Source organism: Brockia lithotrophica, assembly GCF_003633725.1.
GTDB classification, from domain to species: Bacteria; Bacillota; Bacilli; order Thermicanales; family DSM-22653; genus Brockia; species Brockia lithotrophica.
Genome location: NZ_RBIJ01000004.1, coordinates 123594 through 144702 on the forward strand (window position 1 = coordinate 123594; position 21109 = coordinate 144702).

Genomic DNA, 21109 nt, shown 5'->3' on the forward strand with positions numbered 1-21109 from the left:
CGCAGCTGCGTTTCCGCGGAGGGGATGAACGGAATGGACGAGCGGTTGTTTCGCCTTCTCCGGGAGTTCACCCCGGAATTCGCAGACGAAGGGCCTTCGGAAGACCTCCTACGCCTCTTGGCGCAGGCGGAGCTCAGGCGCCTCGAAGTCGTACGCCGCAAACGGCTTTGGCGTCTGCGCCTCGTCGTGCCCGCCTTTCCGCCCGTGGCCCCCTACCTCACGTGGGGCCGGACGTTTGCCGCACGCCTTCGGGATCGGGCCGGGCTTCGCCTCGACCTGCACCCCGAGTACCTGAAGCCCTTCGATCCCGCGTCCTTCGTCGCGGAGGTCGCCCGCGAGCTTCGGGAATGGGCGGCGGCTACCGAAGACCTCGCGGCGTACGCCGACGGGTTTCGCCTCGCGTTCGACGGGCGTGCGGGCGTGCTCGTCGTGCACTTTTCCACGGCGGCAGGTCTCCCTTCGGAAGCCGGGATCGAAGAACTCGCCGCCTACGTCCGCTGGCTCTTCGGCCTTCCCGTCCGCAAAGTCCTCCCTGTAGACGACGGGTCGCAGGCGGGAGACGCTCCAACGCACGGAGGGGGCGACCTCTTCTCGGCGGGTGGCGAGGGAGGGGAGCGCTGTGTGCGCCCTGTCCGCAAGCGCCCTTCGGAAGCAAACCACGGCGTGCCCCTCTTGGCTATCGAAGAGCTGACGGAGGACATGCCGCGCGTGGCCGTGGAGGGCACGATCTTTGCCGTGGAGACGCGGCCCGTGAAGTCCGGCGGGACGCGCTACGTCTTTAAGATCACGGACGGAACGGACAGCATTGCCGTGAAGGTCTTTCCCCGGGACGAGGCGGAGGAAGAGCGCTTCCAAAACCTCGGTCCAGGAGCCGCCATCCGCGCCGAAGGCAACGTCCACTACGACACGTACGACCAGGACTTCGTCCTGAGCGCGCGTAAGGTCGAGGCGATCGAACGTCCCAAACGCCTGGACCTCGCCCCCGTCCGCCGCGTGGAACTCCACCTGCACACGGCGATGAGCGCCATGGACGCGCCGCTCAAGGTCGCCGACGCCGTCCGCCGCGCCGCCGAGTGGGGGCACGGCGCCCTGGCGATCACAGATCACGCCGTCGTACAGGCTTTCCCTGAAGCGTACGAGCTGGGAAAGGCCCTAGGCGTAAAGGTGATCTACGGCCTGGAGGCCTACCTCGTAGACGACGCCGTGCCGATCGTCCACGATCCCGAGCCGCGGGATCTCCTCGAGGACACGTACGTCGTCTTTGACGTAGAGACCACGGGGCTTTCCAGCGAGTTCGACGCGCTCATCGAGATCGCCGCCGTGAAGTTTCGAGGCGGGGAAGTCGTGGAGACCTTTCGGACCTTCGTCGATCCGAAACGCCCCCTTCCTCCGAAGATCGTCGCCCTTACGGGAATCCGGGATGAAGACCTCGTGGGGGCACCTTCGGAACGGGAGGCCGTACACGCCTTTCTGGAGTTCGCACAAGACGCGACGCTCGTCGCCCACAACGCCCGCTTCGACGTGGGTTTCCTCCAGGCGGCCCTCAGGCGCATGGGACTCCCGCCGCTCAAGCGCCCCGTCGTCGACTCCCTCGAGCTCGCCCGCCTCCTTTTGCCCAACCACCGCAACCACCGCTTGGACACGCTCGCCGAAACCTACGGCGTCGCCCTCGAGCGGCACCACCGCGCACTCGACGATGCGGCGGCTACGGCGCAGGTCTTTTGGCGGCTCGTCGAGCAGGTCGTAGAGGAACGGGGGGTTCGGACGCAGGACGCCCTGGCCCGCCTGGCCAACGCCCGCGGTGCCGGAGCTTCGCGCGCCCGGCCGTACCACGCCACGCTCCTTGCGACGAGCGAAGAGGGCTTGCGCAACCTCTACCGGCTCGTCACCTTGAGCCATACGGAGTACTTCTACCGGGTGCCGCGCATTCCCAAGAGCGTCTTAGAGGCGCATCGCGAAGGCCTCCTCGTGGGAAGTGGCTGCGAGGAAGGCGAGGTGTTCGAAGCGGCGCTGAACAAAGGGCCCGACGTCCTCCGCGGGATTCTCGAGTTTTACGACTACGTGGAGCTCTTGCCGCCCGACCTCTACCTCGCGCAGGTGGAAGACCTCACGGAGGATCGCCTGCGGGAAGTATTCTCTAAACTCCTCACCCTCGCCCGGGAGCTCGGGAAACCGGTCGTCGCCGTGGGGAACGTCCACCATTTGGAGCCGGAGGACATCGTCTTCCGCAAGGTCCTCCTCGTAAACCAAAACGGGATCCCCACCAAAGATCCGGAGAGGATCGGTTCCGCGTACTACCGCACGACCGAGGAGATGCTGGACGCCTTTCGCCCGTACGTGGGGGAGCTCGCGGAGGAAATCGTCATCCACGCCCCGCGCCGCATCGCCGAATCGATCCCCGAGCTTCGTCCGTACCCGGAAGGGCTTCACACTCCGGATCTCCCTGGTGCGGAAGAAGAGCTTCGGGAACTTGCCTACCGCGAGGCGCGCCGCCGCTACGGGGACCCGTTGCCCGAACTCGTCGCCGCCCGCCTCGAACGCGAGCTTACGAGCATCGTCCGCGGCGGGTATGCCGTCGTGTACATGAGCGCCCAACGCGTGGTCCAGAAGTCCCTTGCCGACGGCTACCTCGTCGGATCGCGGGGCTCCGTGGGCTCGTCCCTCGTCGCCCACCTCATCGGAATTACGGAGGTCAACCCCCTTCCCCCACACAAGGTCTGCCCGCGCTGCCACTACTTCGAACTCGTACCGCCGGGGAAGGTGGGTTCCGGCTTCGACCTCCCGCCGGAGGCTTGTCCGCGCTGCGGAGCGCCGCTTCACCGGGACGGGCACGATATCCCGTTTGAAACCTTCATGGGGTTCGAAGGAGACAAGGTCCCGGACATCGACCTGAACTTTTCTGGAGAGTACCAGGCCCAAGCCCACCGCTATGTGGAAGAACTCTTCGGTCCCGCGTACGTCTTTCGCGCGGGGACGATTTCCACCGTCGCCGAGCGTACGGCCTTTTCCTTTGCCCGCACGTACGGGGAAAAGACGGGGCGCAGGTTGCGCAAGGCGGAGCTCGAGCGCCTCGCCCAAGGAATCATCGGCGTGAAACGCACGACCGGACAACACCCCGGGGGCCTCATCATCGTGCCGCGCACGCGGGACGTCCACGAGTTCACCCCGGTGCAGCACCCGGCCGACGACCCGAGTTCCGGAGTGCGGACGACGCACTTCGACTACAACGCGCTGAGCGATCACCTCCTCAAACTGGACATCCTCGGCCACGACGACCCGACGATCCTCCGGATGCTCCAGGACTTCACGGGCGTCGATCCCCGAAGTGTCCCTGTCACGGATCCGGAGGTCCTCGCCCTCTTTCGCGGGACCGAAGTCCTCGGGCCGGACGTGGCCCTCGAGGTGATCGACGTCCGCACGGGGACGCTGGGAATTCCCGAGTTCGGTACGCCGTTCGTCCGGCAAATGCTCGAGGAAACCCGGCCTGCGAGCTTCGCGGAACTCGTACAGATCTCTGGGTTGAGCCACGGGACGGACGTCTGGCTCGGCAACGCTCGCGACGTGATTCAGAGCGGGGAAGCGACACTGCGGGACGTCATCGGCTGCCGCGACGACGTCCTCGTCGACCTCACCCACAAGGGCATCCTGCCCCAGCGCGCCTTCAAGATCATGGAACAGGTGCGCAAGGGGAAGGGCCTCACGCCCGACGACGAGGCGCTCATGCGCGAGCACGGGGTTCCCGAGTGGTACATTCGCTCCTGCAACAAGATCAAGTACCTCTTCCCCAAGGCCCACGCCGTGGCGTACGTCCTCATGGCCTTGCGCATCGCCTACTTCAAGGTCTACTACCCTGCGGCCTTCTACGCCGCAATCCTCACGACGCACGCCGCCGACCTCGATCTTCCCCTGGCCTTGCAAGGGCGCGACGTCGTCCGCCAGAGGATTCTCGACCTCAAGGCCAAGGGGAACGACCTCACGGCGAAAGAGCGAAGCGCCCTCACTGCCCTCGAGCTCGTCTACGAGATGCTCGGGCGGGGAATCGGCCTTTTGCCGGTCGACCTCGAGCATTCCGACGCCCGCAGGTTTCTCCCCCTGGAAGACAAGCTCCTTCCTCCCCTTACGGCGGTCCCCGGGCTCGGCCTCGCCCAAGCGGAAAAGGTCGTCCGCGCCCGCTCGGAGCGGCCGTTTTCCTCGCTCGCCGACCTCAAGGAACGGACGGGGCTCTCCCGGAACGTCGTCGACGCCCTCGCGCAGCTCGGCTCGCTCGATTTACTTCCGGAGACGGATCAGCTCACCCTCTTCTGACGCTTGTCTTCCGACCTCCTCCCGTCGCGCTCCCGTGCTTCCCCCTCGCGGACAGGCGTGGTACACTGAGGGTGAAGTGTGTGAAATCGCTTTCCGGGAGGGAGAGGCGGGTTGACACGCAATGCCACGACCATTCACTTTACGGACGAACTCGTGAAGGAGGTCGACGAACGCGGCCCGCGCAACCTCGTCGTCGACCGCGACCTGAGCCGACTGTACATGCTCTACAAGCGGGCTCTCGCGAACCTCAAGCTCACCTTAAACGACGCCCGCTTCATCTACGAGGCGATACGGGGGATGTCCTTCGAAGTTCCGCGCGTGCACACGTCCGCCCTCCTCGCCGCAAGCATTAAGGGGGCGATCCTCGAGCGCGGGCTCGACAAGGCCTTCGGCATCGACGGGAATGCCTTCGTCGAGCGGGTGCGCCGCTGGGACGAAATCGCCTCCCTCGCGGTCATCGACGCCGTAGAGCGCCTGTCGTACGGGAAGGCCTTCGAAGGGGTAGACGAAGAGGAAGCTTTGCGCGAGGCCTTTCAGATTCGCGGGTAAGCGCAGGCCGAACGTGAAGGGATTTCGCGGCGGAGGCCCTATCCCGAGCGGGCGGATGGACGGGGGACGGGGGAGCCTTTTTCGGGCTTTCCCCTTGTTTCCCTGCCTTTCCTTCGCGTACAATATACAACCAATAAGGCCCCGGACCAAAGCGGGGGCGCGTTTACACTCGGGGAAAACGGGATAGGGAGGTATACGTCCGTGAGCGGTCTCGCCCTCGTCATCCTAGCTGCCGGAATTTTCGCCCTCGCCTACCGCTTTTACGGCGCCTTTCTCGCGGCAAAGGTGCTCGCCTTCGACGAGAACCGCACGACGCCGGCGTACCGCTTCGAAAACGGCGTGGACTACGTGCCGACGAACAAGTGGATCGTCTTCGGGCACCACTTCGCCGCCATTGCCGGTGCCGGTCCCCTCATTGGGCCCGTTCTTGCCGCCCAGTTCGGATACCTCCCCGGGTTTCTCTGGATCGTCATGGGATCGGTCCTCGCGGGCGGTGTCCACGACCTCGTCGTCCTCTTCGCCTCCATGCGGCACGACGCGAAGTCCATCATCGACATCACGCACAAGGAAGTCGGCCGCCTCTCCGGCGTGACGACGGCCATCGCCGTCCTCCTCATCCTCGTGATTGCCATGGCGGGCCTTGCGCTCGTCGTCGTGAACTCCCTCTACCACAGCGTCTGGGGGACGTTCACCGTTGGCATGACGATCCCCATCGCCCTCCTTATGGGGGCCTACGTGCGCTGGCTTCGTCCGGGCAAGATCTGGGAGATGACCGTCCTCGGCGTAATCCTCCTCGTCCTCGCCGTGTGGGCAGGTCCTTACGTGGCCAACTCCTCCATTGCCCACTGGTTCAACTTCACCCGCGAGCAGCTCACCGTCATCCTCGCGACCTACGGATTCGTTGCGGCGGTGCTGCCCGTCTGGCTTCTCCTCGTCCCGCGGGACTACCTGAGCACGTTTATGAAGCTCGGCGTGATGGTGGCCCTCGCCGTGGGCGTGATCCTCGTGAACCCGACGATCCACATGCCCGCGGTGACGGAGTTCGTGAACGGCGGCGGGCCCATCGTCCCCGGAAAGGTTTGGCCCTACCTCTTTATCACGATCGCCTGCGGCGCTCTTTCCGGCTTCCACGCCCTCATCGCCTCCGGAACGACGCCCAAGATGATCCGCAACGAAAAGGACATGTTGCCTATCGCCTACGGCGCCATGCTCGCCGAGGGATTCGTGGCGGTCATGGCCCTCATCGCCGCGACGAGCCTCCTTCCCGAGGACTACTTCGCGATCAACGTCCCCCCGCAGGTTTTTGAAAAGCTGGGCATGCACGTCCAGGAACTCCCCGTCCTCTCCCAGATGGTCGGTGAAGAGCTCGCCGGACGCACGGGCGGTGGGGTCTCTCTCGCCGTAGGGATGGCCTACATCTTCGAAAAGATCCCCTTCCTGAGCGGGCTTATGTCCTACCTCTACCACTTCATCATCATGTTCGAGGCGCTCTTCATCCTCACGACGATCGACGCCGGTACGCGCGTCGGCCGCTACCTCCTCCAGGAAGCGGGCGGACTCATTTGGAAGCCGCTCCGGGACCACAACTGGTGGCCGGGGATCCTCCTTACGAGCTTCCTCATCTCCTTCTCCTGGGGCTACCTGGTGTACGGCGGGAGCATCACGACGATCTGGCCGCTCTTCGGCACGTCCAACCAGCTCCTCGGCGCCATCGCCCTCGCCTTGGGGACGACGGTGCTCATCAAGAAGCGAAAGCTCCAGTACCTGTGGATCACCTTTGTGCCCTTCGTCTTTGTCGCCACCACCACGCTGTACGCCGCATACCTCAACATCGTCACGAACTTCCTGCCCAAGGGAAACTACCTCCTCGTGGGGTTGTCGCTCCTCATCATCCTCCTCGCCGTGACGATTCTCGTGGATTCCTTTATCAAGTGGATTCGTTGGATTCGCGGGATCTTGCGGCGGGAGCCGGCGCTCATGCAGGCGACCGTGTTCGACTGATCTCGGCCGCCGGTGTGTTTTTCGGCTTACCCTCGAGGGCCAGGCGACGGGGATAAGGGGGGATGCGCGGTGCGCGTGAGCGAAGCGGCCCAACGCCTCATCCGCGAAAAGGGCGGGAGCGTCTACGTGCGCAAGTACGAAATCTTGAATGGGTGCGTCGTCCCCAACTACGAACCCGTTCTGGCTTTCGGAGAGCCGCCGGCGGAGGAACGGGAGCACTACACCCTCTACACCGTCGGCGACGTCAAGGTATACGTGCACCAAAACGTGCTCCTCACCCCGGAGCTTCTCTTGGACACGCGGCGGATTCTCGGGAGAGATCGCCTCGTGCTCCGCGGGTGGAAGGTGTTTTAGCCGTTCGCGGCCGGGACGCATCTGAGCGGCGACGGCGGCGGTTCCACCTTGCGGGGCATCGGGGGATGTGGTATAGTGACGCTGGAGTCGTCGGAGAGAACGCGGAAGAGTGGGGCTTCCCACTCTTCTTTTTTGCGAGGGGAAGGCCTTGCGCGACGATCGACTGCGGAGTTCCGAAGAACGTGAACGGGAATTGGAGCACCTCGTGGAATCCATCGTCGGAGATATGGGGTACGTCCTCGTGGACGTGGCCGAAGTGCGCGAACGCGCCAACCTCGTCGTGCGCGTCGCCGTTGACCGGCCGGAGGGCGGCATCACCCTGGGAGAAATCGAACGCATAAGCCTCGCTTTGGGCGACGCCTTGGACGTTGCTTCCCTGTACGACCACCCGTACCTCTTGGACGTCACCTCTCCCGGACTCGACCGCGAACTGCGCACGGACCGCGAGTTTCGTTGGGCGGAAGGCAAGCCGATACGCCTGATCACGCGGGAACCGCTGGAAGGCGCAAACGTCTGGGAGGGAATCCTTCGCGTGGGGGCCGACCCCCTCGTGGTCGAGGTGGAGGGTCGGCAGGTGGAGATCCCGAGGCGGCTCGTGAAGCGGGCGCGTCTGAACATCCCGTTGTGACGTGGGTCCGGGGTAAGCCGGGATTGGCGAAGCTCTCGGCCCACGTTTGGTTCACGGACGGACTTCGTCTACACGGTAGGGCGTGTACAAGAGGGGGATTGGGGATGCCCGGGATCAACGTGGACTTTTTAGAAGCGCTGGATATGCTCGAGCGGGAGAAGGGGATTTCGCGCGAGGCCCTGCTCGACGCCGTCCGTCAGGCGCTCGTCGCCGCGTACAAAAAGCACTACCACGGGAACCCCAACGTACGCGTGGACATCGACGAACGGTCGGGCACCTTGCGCGTCGTGGCGCTCAAGCGCGTCGTAGAAACCGTCGAGGACCCGTCGACGGAAATCTCCCTCGAAGAGGCGCGGCGCATCGATCCTTCGGTTTCGCCGGAGGATATGCTCGAAGTGGAGGTCACGCCGCAGAACTTCGGGCGCGTGGCGGCCCAGACGGCGAAGCACGTGGTGACCCAACGCCTTCGGGAGGCGGAGCGCGAGATCCTCTACGAGATGTACGCACCGCGGGTGGGGGAACTCTTCACGGGTACGGTGCGCCGGGAGGACGCCAGGTACGTCTACGTCGACCTCGGCCGCGGAGAGGGCCTTCTGCCGCGAAACGAAGTCCTCCCCGGGGAGTCCTTCCGTCCGGGGGACCGCGTAAAGGCCGTCCTCGTCAAGGTAGAACGCACCTCTAAGGGTCCCCTCCTCTTCCTGTCTCGGACTGCGCCGGAGATGCTCAAGCGCCTTTTGGAGCGCGAGGTTCCGGAGATCGCAAGCGGGATCGTGGAAATTCGCGCCGTAAGCCGCGAACCCGGCGAGCGTTCCAAGGTCGCCGTGTATTCCCGCCACCCCCACGTCGACCCGATCGGGACGTGCGTCGGCCCCAAGGGCGCCCGCATCCTCGCCGTATCCGAGGAGCTCGGGGGCGAGCGGATCGACGTCATCCGCTATTCCCCCGATCCTGCGGAGTTCATCCGCAACGCCTTGAGCCCGGCGCGCGTTTCCGACGTGCGCTTCCTCGGGGAGCGCGTGGCGCGGGTGATCGTTCCCGACGACCAGTTTTCCCTCGCCATCGGCCGCCGGGGACAAAACGCCCGCCTCGCCGCCCGACTCACGGGATACAAGATCGACATCCGCAGCGAGAGCGATGCCAACGAATACGACGGACGGGGAGACGAAGCGGCGGCCTTCGCCCCTTCGGACGACGGGGCGGCCGAGCCCTCCGCGCAAGGGGATACCGCGGGCGCCGACCGGGGCGTACAGGCGTAACCTTACGGAGGGGATGTCCGTGAAGCACGTTCCCATGCGGACCTGCATCGGATGTGGGGAAGAGCGCCCCAAGGCCTCCCTCGTCCGCCTCGTGCGCACGCCGGAGGGGGATATCGCCGTCGATCCGACCGGCAGGCGCCCGGGGCGCGGCGCGTACCTCTGCCCTTCGCGCGAATGCTTTCAGCGTGCGCGCAAACGTCGGGCGTTCTCCCGAGCCTTCCGTATGGAGGTTTCGGAGGAGACGCTCGTGAAACTCGAAGCAGAGTGGGAGGCGTATCTCCGTGCCCGGGAAGCGGAGGCGACATCCGACCCATCCGGGAAAATCTACGCCGCGGACGCCGCACGGGGGAGCGCGGAACGCGGCGAACGCTCCGCGCCCGTGGGCGAAGAAACCTGAGCGCCCCGGTGCGGGTCCGGCGGGAGGGCGGCCGAACGCACAGCCTCTTTCTGCGGCAAAGACGAGAAGGCCGCGCGGCGGAACGGTGCGCGAGCTCGAACGCGTCCCGATCTCCGTGTACCGGCTGTTGGGGTTGGCGCACCGCGCCGGACGCCTCCTGGCGGGGGAGGAGGCGGTACGCGCGGCCTTGCGGTCCGGGAAGGCCCGCCTCATCTTCCTTGCGGGCGACGCCTCTCCACACACGCGGGCGCGCTTCACGGGACCCGCTGCATCCGGCGTCGTGGTCCTCGTCGGCGGCAACCGCCGGGACCTCGGAATGGCAATCGGAAAGGGCGAAAGGGTGGTGGTGGCCCTCACGGATCCGGGATTTGCTCGACGCATCCTCCGGGAAGTGGAACTCAAGGAGGTGGGTGAATGAAGAAACTTCGCGTGTACGAGTACGCCCGCGAGCTCGGGATGACGAGCAAGGAAGTCATCACGATGATGCGGCGGCTCGGGATTTCCGTGCAAAACCACATGAGCCTCGTGGACGAAGAGGCGCGCGCAAAGGTCGAGGCCTTCTTCGCCGAGGTGCGAAAGAAGGCCGCCTTGGAAAAGCTACGGGAGGAAAAGCGGCAGGCCGCCCAGGTACAGGCGTCCACGGCGACGGCGACTTTGCCGCCCGAGGAGCCTTCGGCTGAAGGGGCGAAGTCGGCAGAGCGCGTGCAAGAGGAGCGGGCGAAAGTTTCGCAGATCGAGCGCAAGACGCAGCCCCCCGTGCGTGAGGACGAGGAAGAAGCGGCGGTTCGCGCGACGAAGGCCGTCCCTCCCGAGGAGGCGGCCGAACCCTCGGGTGCAGAACTCGAGGGGTCTGAAGAAGTCGGGGAGACGGTACCACCGGGGGGAGCGCGCGTGGAAGGAACGACGACGCAGACGGAACGCGTGGCGAGCGGCAAATCCGCCGCCGAATCGGAGATCGACCTGAGCCACCTCAAGCGCAAGCGCCGGCGGAGCCGGGGGAAGCGGAAGGCCGAACGCCCCGCCGCACCACCCGCGCCGGAAGGACAGACGCCCGCTGCCCCTCGCGAAGAGCGGGAGGCAACTCGGCCCGCCGCCGCGGCGGAGCAGAAGACCGCAGAGGTTCCGGAAGAGCCCGCCGCTGTTCCGTCGGCACCTGCGGCGTCCGCACCGGCGAAGCCTGAACTTCCTGCGCCGCGTAAGCGCGTGATCGAGCCGCGCAAGCGCGAAGCGCGTCCCGCGCGCGAAGCGCGGCCCGAATCCCCCGGGGCTGCGGCCGAAGGCCGGCCAAGCCGGGAAGCCCGCCCTGCGGGGCGTAGGCCGGCGGCGCGTAAGCTCGTCGTTCCCAAGCCGCCCGCAGAGGCGCAGGAGGAAAAGGTAGAACGCCGCCGGCCGCACACGGCCAAGAAGGAAAAGGCGCCCGAGGCCGAAGTCTCCAAGAAGGAGCGGAAGCCCGGCAAGAAGGGGGTCATCCGCGAACGACTCACGGAAATCTTGGACGACTTCACGGGTGCCGAGACGGACGTCGTAGAAGCCGCTCCCGCACGCCGCCGTCGTTCCAAGCCCAAGCGTCGGGCGGCGCAAGGTGAGGCAGAGCGCGCCCAGGCGCGGCCGGATAAGGTCACTCTAGGCGACCGGATTACGGTCGCCGAGCTCGCGGAGCGCGCGGGCCTGGAGGCGTCGGAGATCATCAAGAAGCTCTTCCTCCTGGGTACCGTGGTGACGATCAACCAGGAGATCGACTTCGACACGGCGGCCCTCGTCCTGTCCGACTTCGGCATCGAGGCCGAACGCGAGACGCGCGTAGACGTCACGGAGTTCGAGGCGTACGAGGACGAAGACGCGCCGGAGGACCTCGTTCCCCGCCCGCCCGTGGTCACGGTCATGGGCCACGTCGACCACGGCAAGACGACCCTCTTGGACGCCATTCGCCAGACGCGCGTTGCGGCCCAGGAGGCGGGTGGGATCACCCAGCACATCGGCGCCTACCAGGTGGAGATCGGCGACCGCAAGATCACCTTCCTCGACACGCCGGGGCACGAGGCCTTTACCGCCATGCGCGCCCGCGGGGCCAAGGTCACGGACGTCGTCGTCCTCGTCGTCGCTGCGGACGACGGGGTGATGCCGCAGACGGTGGAGGCGATCGACCACGCGAAGGCGGCAGGCGTTCCGATCATCGTGGCGATCAACAAGATCGACAAACCCGACGCCCGTCCCGAGCGCGTCAAGCAGGAGCTCACGGAGTACGGACTCATCCCCGAAGAGTGGGGCGGGGACACGGTCTTCGTTCCCGTTTCCGCGCTCAAGCGCCAGGGGATCGACGAACTGCTCGAGATGATCCTCCTCGTCGCAGAACTGCGCGAGCTCAAGGCAAACCCCAACCGGCGCGCCCGCGGCGTGGTGCTCGAGGCCCGTCTCGACCGCGGACGCGGACCCGTCGCCACGCTTCTCGTGCAAAACGGGACGCTTCGCCAGGGCGATGCCCTCGTCGCGGGGACGATGTTCGGACGCGTGCGCACGATGACCGACGATCGCGGCCGACCGCTCAAGGAGGCTCCGCCGTCGACTCCGGTGGAGGTCACGGGGCTCGAAGGGGTACCCGAAGCCGGCGACGCCTTCATGGTCTTCGAAGAAGAAGAGGCGCGCGCGATCGCCAAGGCGCGTGCAGAGCGCCGCCGCGAGCGCGAGCTCGCCCGCACGCGCATCGATCTGGAAAACGTCTTCGACCGACTCCAGGCCGGGGAACTCAAGGAGATCAACGTGATCCTCAAGGCCGACGTCCACGGGTCCGTGGAGGCGCTGCGTTCCGCCTTGGAGCGTATCCAGGTGGACGGGGTTCGGGTCAACGTCGTCCACGCCGGTGTGGGGGCGATCACGGAGTCGGACGTCAACCTCGCCCTCGCATCCCATGCGGTCATCATCGGCTTCAACGTCCGTCCGGACGCAAACGCCCGCCAACTGGCGGAGCGGGAAAAGGTGGACATCCGCCTCTACCGCGTGATCTACGAGGCGATCGAAGAAATCGAGCGCGCGCTCAAGGGAATGCTCGAACCCGTCTACGAGGAACGCGTGATCGGTACCCTCGAAGTCCGCGAGATCTTCCGCATTTCGCGCGTGGGTACGGTTGCCGGCTGTTACGTCCGCGAAGGAAAGGTGACGCGCGACGCGACGATCCGCGTGATCCGCGACGGCGTCCTCATCCACACGGGCAAGATCGCCTCCCTCAAACGCTTCAAGGACGACGTGCGCGAGGTGGCCGCGGGGTACGAGTGCGGCATCCTGCTCGACGGCTTCAACGACGTAAAGCCGGGGGACGTCTTCGAAGCCTACGTCCTCGAAGCGGTACAGCGGGTTTGAGGCGGGGGCGGCGCCCATGCGGCCTTCGCGGGAGGTGAAACCATGGGGAAGATGCGGGCAATGCGTGTCGCCGAGGAGATCCGCCGAGAAGTCGGCGAACTCCTCTTGCGCGACGTGAAGGATCCGCGCCTCAAGCACTTCCACGTCACGCGCGTCGAGGTTTCCCAAGATCTCTCCGTCGCCCGCGTGCACGTGGGCTTCCTCGGGCCGGAAGACGAGGAAGCGGCGGCATTTGCCGCCCTCGAACGGGCGGCTGGCTTTTTCCGGAGTGAAGTCGGGAAGGTGCTCGGCCTCAGGCACGCGCCGGAAATTCGCTTTCAGCTCGACCCTTCTGCCAAGCACAGCCAGCGGATTCAGGAACTCCTGCGCGAGGTGCGGGGAGAGTCGGGTTCCCCACAAACCCTGGACGAACCTGAGGGCGGAACTCCCTAGGGCTCCGCAGGTGACGTACGTACGTTTCATCGGAGACGTACCGCGCCCTCGCGTTTCCCACGCCGACGCGAAAGGAAGGTTTTCATGCAACCGTGGAAGGAGCGCGACCTCGAGGAGTTTCGGTCCTTCCTCGCGGGATCCGGCCCCGTCCTCGTGGCCACGCACGTCGACCCCGACGGGGACGCCCTGGGCTCCCAAGGGGCGATCGTCCTCTGGCTCCGGCGCAGGGGGATTTCCGCCGAGGCCTACTTGGAGGCCCCTCTTCCGCGCCGATTCTCTTATCTCCCGCACGTTTCCGACCTCAAGGTGTACGCCCGGACGGACGCCGCCCCGTTCCCTCCTTCGGACGAGGGTGTGCCGCGCTTTTCCCGCGCGATCTTCGTCGACGCCGCCTCCTTCGACCGCGTGGGGCGCATCGCCGAACTCCTCGCGGACGGCGCTGCCGTCGTGAACATCGACCACCACGTCACGAATACACGGTTCGGGAAGCTCAATTTCGTAAACCCTGAGGCCTCTTCGTCGGCAGAGGTCGTGTACGACCTCCTTCGCTCCTTAGGGGAGGAGATCGATGCGGACGTCGCCGTGAGCTTGTATACGGGGTACCTCACGGATACGGGGGGCTTCCGCTTCCGCAATACCTCTGCCAAGGTGTTTCGCGACGTGTCGGAGCTCATCGCCCGGGGCGTCTCCCCCGCAGACGTGGCGGAGTACGCCTTGGACACCTTGACCCTTCCGCACCTCCGCCTCCTCCGCCTCGCCCTCGGGACCCTCCGTCTGCACGCCGAGGGACTCGTGGCGACGCTCACCGTGACCCAGGCCATGCTCCGCGAGGCGGACGCCGCCTACGAGGACGCGGAGGGGCTCGTCGGTTACGCGCGGGCGATCGAAGGCGTCGAGGTGGGGATCCTCTTTCGGGAGACGACAGAAGGGGCCATCCGCGTGAGCCTCCGCTCGCGGCGGAACGTGGACGTAAGCCGTATCGCCGCCCGCTTCGGCGGAGGAGGGCACGCCCGGGCCGCAGGGGCGACCTTGGCGCCGCCGCTCGCCCAGGCGGAGGCAAACGTGCTCTCCGCCGTGGAGGAGGCCCTGCGCGAACTCCGCCGCGATTCGGCGGCGGGAGAGGGGTACGGGACGTGAACACGCGAAAGCGGGGCGCTCCACGCACGGCGGAGGTTCCCGCCGCCGTCCTTGCGGTGTACAAGCCGCAAGGGATGACCTCCCACGACGTCGTCGACCGCGTCCGCCGCATCCTCGGAATCCGCCGCGTAGGCCACGGTGGGACGCTCGATCCCGCGGCCGAAGGGGTCCTCGTCCTCGGCGTGGGCGCCGCGACGCGCGTGCTCCGTTTCCTCGGATCCTTTCCCAAGGACTACGTCGGCCTCTGGGTCGGGGGGGAGGCGACAGACACCTACGACGCCGAAGGTCGCGTGGTGGAACGCCGGGAGGTCGTAGAGCTCGCCGACCGCGATCTCTACGCCGCTTTCGCCGCCCTCGTCGGGCCGGTACGCCAGCGACCTCCCCGCTACGCCGCCGTGCGCGTCGGCGGCCGCCGCCTGTACGATCTGGCCCGTGCGGGCGTCGACGTGGAGCCGCCGGAGCGCGAGGTGTACGTGTATGCCGTCAAAGTCTGCCCTCCCGCGGTCTTAGGGGGAAAGGCCAAGGCGGGATTTGCCGTTCGCGTCTCTTCCGGCACCTACGTACGCTCCCTCGCTGTAGATGTGGGGACGAGCCTGGGGATTCCCGCGCACCTGGGGGCGCTCGTGCGCCTGCGGTCCGGAGGCTTTACGCTTGCGGAGGCTTGGACGCTCGCCGAGCTCGAGGCGCAGGCGCAGGACGTGCGCCTTGCGTTGCGCGGGGCAGACTCTGGTGCGAGCAAAGGGAAGCTCCTGGCATATCCCCTTCGGGTGGTCGTTCGCCTCTTTCCTCGCGTTCGCCTCGTCCCGGAAGCCGAAAGGGCCGTGCGCCACGGCCGGGCCTTTGCCCCAAAGGACATCCGCGCGTGGGAGCCGCCCGAACCTGTTCTCCGGCCGGCCGCGACGACGCTCCTCGGAGAACCCGAGGAGCGGGAGATCTTCGGGAGGTTCTGCGGTTCGGAATCCTCTGCATCTGCTTCCGGAAACGGGCCGGTTCCCGCCTTTGCCGCCTTTGCCCCTTCGGTTCCGCCGCCGGACCTCGTCGACCTCGTCGCCGCCGTCGACGCCGCAGGGGAGCCTCTTGGCCTCTACCGCAGGAGGCGGGACGGTTCCGGAGAACGCTTCCTTCCCGAGGTCGTGTTTCCGCGCCCGTGACGGACGTCCGGCGGGACGGGTAACCCGGGCTTTGCGAGCCCCGCAAAGGAGGACGGGTGGGTGCACGTTCACTTCGTCGACGCGCGCTTTCCGTACCGGTCGTCCACACTTCACGTTCTCACGCTCGGCATGTTCGACGGCGTGCACGTCGGCCACGCCGCCCTCCTTCGGCGTGCCGTGCGCGCCGCCGAAGAGCGGGGCCTCGAGCCGGCGGTCGTGACCTTCACCCCACATCCCCGGGCCGTTCTCGGAGATCCCGCCTTTTTGCGCATGCTCACGCCGCTTCGCGAACGGCTCGCCCTTTTTCATTCTTTGGGCCTGCGCCGCGCCTACGTCCTTCACTACACGCCGGAGTTTTCGCGCATCTCTGCGGACGAGTTTCGCGACGTCTGGCTTCCCGCCCTTGGGGCAAAGCACGTCGTCTTGGGAGAAGACTTCCGGTACGGGGCGGAGCGCCAGGGAGACGTGGGGCACCTGCGCGCCGCCACCGCCTTTACCGTCGAGGTCGTCCCTTCCGTTCCCGAGGCAGGCATAGGCGTGCGCGCGGGAGAGGGTAGTGCCTCGGCTTCCTCTGCCGCTCCTTTGGTGGCGACAGAGGTTCCCAAGGTCTCATCGCGCCGGGTGCGCGCCCTTCTCGCCGCCGGGGAGGCAGCTGAGGCGGCACGCCTTTTGGGGAGGCCGTACGCCCTCGAGGGCGTAGTCGTCCCGGGAGACGGCCGCGGCCGAAGGCTCGGCTTTCCCACCGCCAACCTGCTCGTCGTCGAGCCTTACGTCTTCCCCCGCCGCGGCGTCTACGCCGCCTGGGCCGAGCTTCGGGAGGTACAGGCGAGGGCCCGAGAAGGTGCGCCCGCGGGGCGGGACGCGCGGGAAGTTCGCCGCATCCCCGCCGTCGTAAACGTCGGTGTTCGCCCTACGGTGGACGGAGGCCGCGAGCGGGTCGAAGCGCACCTCTTGGACTTTTCCGGGGAGCTTTACGGCGCGCGCCTTCGCCTCGAATTCGTCGCCTACCTGCGGGAAGAAAGGCGCTTTCCCAACCTTAGCGCCCTGGCGGAGCAGATCGCGCGGGATGTGGCTTTTGCCCGCAAGCACTTCGTGTGATATACTATCGCCGGGTTTTCTCAAGGCGCGGCCGGCCGAGGAGGTAGGGAACCGAGATCTCCCCACCCCGAGGCGCGCGGCCCGCGCGGAACCATTCCCCCGTCTCGGCGGTGCGCTGCGCCCGGCGGCCGGTTGAGAGGGCGGAACAAACGGGAGGAGAACGGACATGGGCCTCACACCGGATCGCAAGCGGGAGATCATCGAGTCGTTTCGCCAGCACGAAGGGGACACGGGGTCTCCGGAGGTGCAGATCGCGCTCCTCACCGAGCGGATCAACGCGCTAAACGAGCACCTCAAGGTACACCGCAAGGACTTCCACTCGCGCCGCGGCCTCCTCATGATGGTGGGGAAGAGGCGGCGGCTCCTCAACTACCTGAAGCGGGAAAGCCCCGAACGCTACCAGGCCCTCATCGAGAGGCTCGGACTGCGCCGGTAAGCCGGCCCGGCCCTCGGGGCCGTTTTCTTTATCGGGGCCCGAAGCGCAACGTCCGGGCTCCGCGTTTCCCGCACGTCCGCACGGCTCAGAGCGGGGTGGAGAGATTGCGCGAAGGTAGAGTGTTTGAACTCACCGTTCACGGAAAGACCTTTTCCTTCGAAGTGGGCCGCTACGCCCAGCAGGCGAACGGGTCCGTCCTCGTGCGCTTCGGGGATACGGTCGTCCTTTCCACGGCGACCGCTTCCCGCGAACCCAAGGACGTCGACTTCTTCCCCCTCACGGTGAACTACGAAGAGCGCTTTTACGCCGTGGGCAAGATCCCGGGCGGCTTTTTCAAGCGGGAAGGGAAGCCGAGCGAACACGCCGTCCTCACGTCGCGGCTCATCGACCGCCCTCTGAGGCCCCTCTTCCCCAAGGGGTTTCGCAATGAGGTTCAGGTAATCAGCCTCGTGATGTCCGTCGACCAGGACTACAGCTCGGAGATCGCCGCCCTCAACGGGTCTTCCCTCGCCCTCATGATCTCGGACATCCCCTTTGAGGGCCCCGTAGGCGGGGTGCTCGTAGGCCGCGTAAACGGGAAGTTCGTGATCAACCCGAGCGTGGCGGAACAAGAGGCGAGCGACCTCCACCTCGTCGTCGCCGGGACGAAGGACGCCGTGAACATGGTGGAGGCGGGGGCGAAGTTCATTTCCGAGGACGACCTCGTGGAGGCCATCGCCTTCGCCCACGAGGCCATCCGCGAGATCTGCCTCTTTCAGGAAGAGGTCGCCCGCGAGGTGGGGAAGCCCAAGATGGACGTTCCCCTCTTCGTCGTAGACCCGGAGGTGGAGGCGGCGGCGCGGGAAGTCGCCGAGGCGCGCTTCCGCGAGGCGGCCTTCCACCCGGACAAGAAGACGCGGGAGCGACAGATGGAGGCGGCTAAGGAGGAGGCCCTCGCCCTCCTCAAAGAGCGCTTCCCCGAAGAGGAAAAAGAGCCTATGCTCCGCCAGGCGCTCGACGACCTCCTCAAGGAAGTCGTGCGCAAGATGATCCTCTACGAGGGCGTCCGCCCCGACGGGCGAGGCTTTCGGGAGATCCGCCCCCTCACGATCGACGTCGGGATCCTCCCCCGGGCGCACGGGTCGGGCCTCTTCGTGCGCGGGCAGACGCAGGTCATCTCCGCGTGCACGTTGGGCGTACCGAGCGAAGTGCAGATCCTGGACGACCTCGGCCTCGAAGAGGAAAAGCGCTTCATGCACCACTACAACTTCCCGCCTTTCTCCACGGGCGAGGTCCGTCCGATCCGTTCTCCCGGACGGCGGGAAATCGGGCACGGGGCGCTCGTGGAGCGGGCTCTGGAACCGGTGATCCCCCCGGAAGAGGAGTTTCCGTACACGATCCGCGTCGTGAGCGACGTCCTCGAATCCAACGGATCCACCTCGCAGGCGAGCGTCTGCGCCTCGAGCCTCGCCCTCATGGACGCCGGCGTGCCCATCCGCACCCCCGTGGCCGGGATCGCCATGGGTCTCGTCTCCGACGGCGAACGCTACGCCATACTCACGGACATCCAGGGAGTCGAGGACGCCCTGGGGGACATGGACTTCAAGGTCGCCGGGACGCGGGAGGGCGTGACGGCGCTCCAGATGGACATCAAGGTCAAGGGGATTACGACGGAAATCCTGCGCGAGGCCCTCGCCCAAGCGCGAGAAGCCCGACTCGCGATCCTCGACGCGATGGCCCAGGTGCTCCCGGCACCCCGGCCCACGCTTTCTCCCTACGCGCCCAAGATCGCGACGATGCGCATCGATCCCGACAAGATCCGCGAGGTCATCGGCCCAGGTGGCCGAACGATCAACCGGATCATCGCGGAGACGGGCTGCACGATCGACATCGAACAAGACGGGACGATCTTCATCGCCCATACGGACCTCGCCCAGGTGGAGCGCGCCCGCTCCGTGATCGCCGAGCTCACCCGCGACGTACACGTGGGCGAGATCTACACGGGCAAGGTCACGCGCCTCGAGCGCTTCGGCGCCTTCGTGGAGATCCTCCCCGGCAAGGAAGGGCTCGTCCACGTCTCCGAACTCGCGCCGACGCGGGTTGGTCGCGTGGAAGACGTGGTCAAGGTCGGCGACGAAATCGTCGTCAAGGTGATCGAGATCGACCCGTACGGCCGGATCAACCTCTCCCGCCGTGCCGCCCTGCAGGAGCTCGGGGAGGCGGCAGAGACGCGGGAGCGGCGCAGCGTCGCGGTCCACCTCCCCGAGGCCGAACGTCCCGGACGCCGGGAGGAGGAAGGCCGAGAACGGCGCGAACCCGGCAAGAGGGGACTTCCTCCCGGAGCTTCCGCCCCGACGGGAGGCGGACCCGGGAGAAGGGGCACCCCCACCCGCGGGCGCGGCCCCGGAATCTCGCCGAAGTCGCCCTTAGGGATCGACCTCGCCACCTTTAAGCGCAGCCGCCCCGGTGGGAAGTCGCCTTCGGGACCGTAACGTTGGGCGGCGGCGCCGGAGCCGCCGGAAACCCCGATCCTCCGACCAAAACCCCGGGAGCGGGGTTTTGTTGTTTTGGGCGGAAAGTCGCCTTTGCCCGGCGAACCGCAAACCCAAACCGAGACCCGCGATGCCGGACGGCGCCCTGCGTCCGGCAAAACCGAACCGAGGCGCGCGCTGGATGCGAAATCCCACAAACCGAGCCGCGCGCTCTCGTTTGCGACGTACGAGGGGGCAGACGTCGTTGGCCGAAGTTCGCGACCTTCCCGGGGGCGCACGCCTCCTCTTCGCACCCCAGCCCGGCCGCCTGAGCACCGCCCTCGGGATCTACGTCACCGTGGGTTCGCGCCACGAACCGCGAGAGGCCCAGGGGCTTGCGCACTTCGTAGAGCACGTCCTCTTTAAGGGCAGCGAATTTCGGAGCGCCCGCGAACTCGCCCGCTCCATGGACCGCCTGGGCGGCGAATTCGACGCGCACACGACCAAGGACTTTACGGCGTACACCGCCCGCGTCCTCGCCGAAGATCTCGGCGCGGCTCTCGACCTTATGGAGGAGCTCGTCTTTTCCCCTGCCTTTCCCGCCGAAGCGGTAGAGGCGGAACGCCGCGTGATCTTGGAGGAGATCGCGGAAGCCTCCGACGACCCTGAAGACGTCGTCTGGGAAGAACTCGCTGCGCTCCTCTTCGGTCCGGAGCACCCGCTCGGATGGCCGATCCTCGGCCGCCCCGAGACGATTCGCCGTATCGACCGCCGCCTCCTTCGCGACTTCTTTTCCGAGACGTACACAAGCCCCAACCTCGTGTTTGCCGTCGTCGGAGCCCTCTCCCCGGAGGCAGAGGAAAAGGTGTGGCGCCGCCTGGCAGATTTGGCCGCCGCCCGCTTTGCCCCCACGCGACGTTCCTTTGGAAACGTGGAGGCGGCGCCCGTTGTCCCTCCCTTCCCCTCGGGAGCCTGGCGGGAACTCTGCCGCGAGACGGCGCAGACGCACGTAGTCCTCGCGTGGCCCGCGGTCCCCTACGGCGATCCTCGACTTCCCGTCCTCTTCGTCCTCGAGGCCCTCTTCGGCGGAAGCGCGAGTTCGCGCCTCTTCCAGCGCGTGCGCGAAGAAGACGGCCTCGCCTACAGCGTCTACTCTTCCTTAGGCCTTCATCCGGACGCAGGCTACCTCGGCGCCTACGCGGCGAGCGGCAATGCGGAAGGTGGGCGCGTCGAGGAGGCGATCCTCCGCGAAGCCAAGGCGCTCGTCCGCGGAGAATTCACCGCGGAGGAGGTCGAGGAGGCGCGCGACTTCGTACGCCGGAGCTACCTGCTAGGCCGGGAAAGCCTCAGTTCCCTCCGCGACCGCCTGGCGCAAGAACTCATCTTCACCGGACGAATTCTCTCCGAGGAAGCGTTTCTCACCCGCCTTGCGGACGTGACGTTTGCCGACGTCCGTGAGTTGGCGCGGGAGATTTTTTCCGTAGAACCGGCCGTCGTCCGCCTCGCACCGTGCCCGCGCGGGCGGAGGAGTCGAAGAAAGCCGGAGAGGAGGCACTAGACC

At 66.7% G+C, this 21109-nt stretch carries 15 protein-coding genes and 1 pseudogene; all 16 read left to right on the forward strand.

The features are described 5' to 3' along the window. The first annotated feature begins 33 nt into the window (after window positions 1-33). On the forward strand, window positions 34-4305 hold the full coding sequence (locus C7438_RS06980; RefSeq protein WP_170143627.1) for a PolC-type DNA polymerase III: 4272 nt from the start codon (window positions 34-36) through the stop codon (window positions 4303-4305). Window positions 4306-4416: 111 nt separating this feature from the next. Continuing rightward, window positions 4417-4854 (forward strand): hypothetical protein, encoded by a 438-nt coding sequence (locus C7438_RS06985; protein ID WP_121444647.1) that lies wholly within the window; start codon window positions 4417-4419, stop codon window positions 4852-4854. A 201-nt stretch (window positions 4855-5055) separates the two neighbouring features. Further along, the gene (locus C7438_RS06990; protein WP_121444648.1) at window positions 5056-6855 is read left to right on the forward strand and encodes a carbon starvation CstA family protein; all 1800 of its coding nucleotides are present in this window, start codon (window positions 5056-5058) and stop codon (window positions 6853-6855) included. 69 nt (window positions 6856-6924) lie between these two features. Beyond that, window positions 6925-7209, forward strand: a complete 285-nt coding sequence (locus C7438_RS06995; protein WP_121444649.1) for a CC/Se motif family (seleno)protein — start codon at window positions 6925-6927, stop codon at window positions 7207-7209. Window positions 7210-7357: 148 nt separating this feature from the next. Continuing rightward, window positions 7358-7837: a ribosome maturation factor RimP gene (rimP, locus tag C7438_RS07000; protein ID WP_147402016.1), complete on the forward strand. Its 480-nt coding sequence runs from the start codon at window positions 7358-7360 to the stop codon at window positions 7835-7837. Between the two features lie 113 nt (window positions 7838-7950). Continuing rightward, window positions 7951-9093 carry a transcription termination factor NusA gene (nusA, locus tag C7438_RS07005; RefSeq protein WP_121444704.1) on the forward strand — a complete coding sequence of 381 codons (1143 nt, stop codon included), beginning with the start codon at window positions 7951-7953 and terminating at the stop codon, window positions 9091-9093. A gap of 19 nt (window positions 9094-9112) precedes the next feature. Then, on the forward strand, window positions 9113-9490 hold the full coding sequence (gene rnpM / locus C7438_RS07010) for an RNase P modulator RnpM (protein WP_245956562.1): 378 nt from the start codon (window positions 9113-9115) through the stop codon (window positions 9488-9490). Between the two features lie 85 nt (window positions 9491-9575). Next, window positions 9576-9908 (forward strand): L7Ae/L30e/S12e/Gadd45 family ribosomal protein, encoded by a 333-nt coding sequence (locus C7438_RS07015; RefSeq protein ID WP_211322126.1) that lies wholly within the window; start codon window positions 9576-9578, stop codon window positions 9906-9908. After that, on the forward strand, window positions 9905-12844 hold the full coding sequence (gene infB / locus C7438_RS09720) for a translation initiation factor IF-2 (protein WP_121444652.1): 2940 nt from the start codon (window positions 9905-9907) through the stop codon (window positions 12842-12844). The genes C7438_RS07015 and infB overlap by 4 nt, the downstream gene beginning before the upstream one ends. Before the next feature lie 42 nt (window positions 12845-12886). Beyond that, window positions 12887-13276 carry a 30S ribosome-binding factor RbfA gene (rbfA, locus tag C7438_RS07025; protein WP_121444653.1) on the forward strand — a complete coding sequence of 130 codons (390 nt, stop codon included), beginning with the start codon at window positions 12887-12889 and terminating at the stop codon, window positions 13274-13276. A gap of 84 nt (window positions 13277-13360) precedes the next feature. Further along, window positions 13361-14413, forward strand: coding sequence for a DHH family phosphoesterase (locus C7438_RS07030; RefSeq protein WP_121444654.1), 1053 nt, complete (start codon window positions 13361-13363; stop codon window positions 14411-14413). Further along, a complete protein-coding gene (truB, locus tag C7438_RS07035) occupies window positions 14410-15564 on the forward strand; it encodes a tRNA pseudouridine(55) synthase TruB (RefSeq protein WP_121444655.1) in 1155 nt (384 codons plus the stop codon). Before C7438_RS07030 ends, truB begins: the two co-directional genes overlap by 4 nt. Before the next feature lie 60 nt (window positions 15565-15624). Next, window positions 15625-16662, forward strand: coding sequence for a bifunctional riboflavin kinase/FMN adenylyltransferase (ribF, locus tag C7438_RS07040; protein ID WP_121444656.1), 1038 nt, complete (start codon window positions 15625-15627; stop codon window positions 16660-16662). A gap of 166 nt (window positions 16663-16828) precedes the next feature. Next, a complete protein-coding gene (gene rpsO, locus C7438_RS07045; RefSeq protein ID WP_121444657.1) occupies window positions 16829-17098 on the forward strand; it encodes a 30S ribosomal protein S15 in 270 nt (89 codons plus the stop codon). Window positions 17099-17202: 104 nt separating this feature from the next. Further along, window positions 17203-19320 (forward strand): annotated as a pseudogene (locus C7438_RS07050) (polyribonucleotide nucleotidyltransferase); the annotation flags it as partial. Between the two features lie 493 nt (window positions 19321-19813). Further along, window positions 19814-21106, forward strand: coding sequence for a M16 family metallopeptidase (locus C7438_RS07055; RefSeq protein ID WP_170143628.1), 1293 nt, complete (start codon window positions 19814-19816; stop codon window positions 21104-21106). The last annotated feature ends 3 nt before the right edge of the window (window positions 21107-21109 follow it).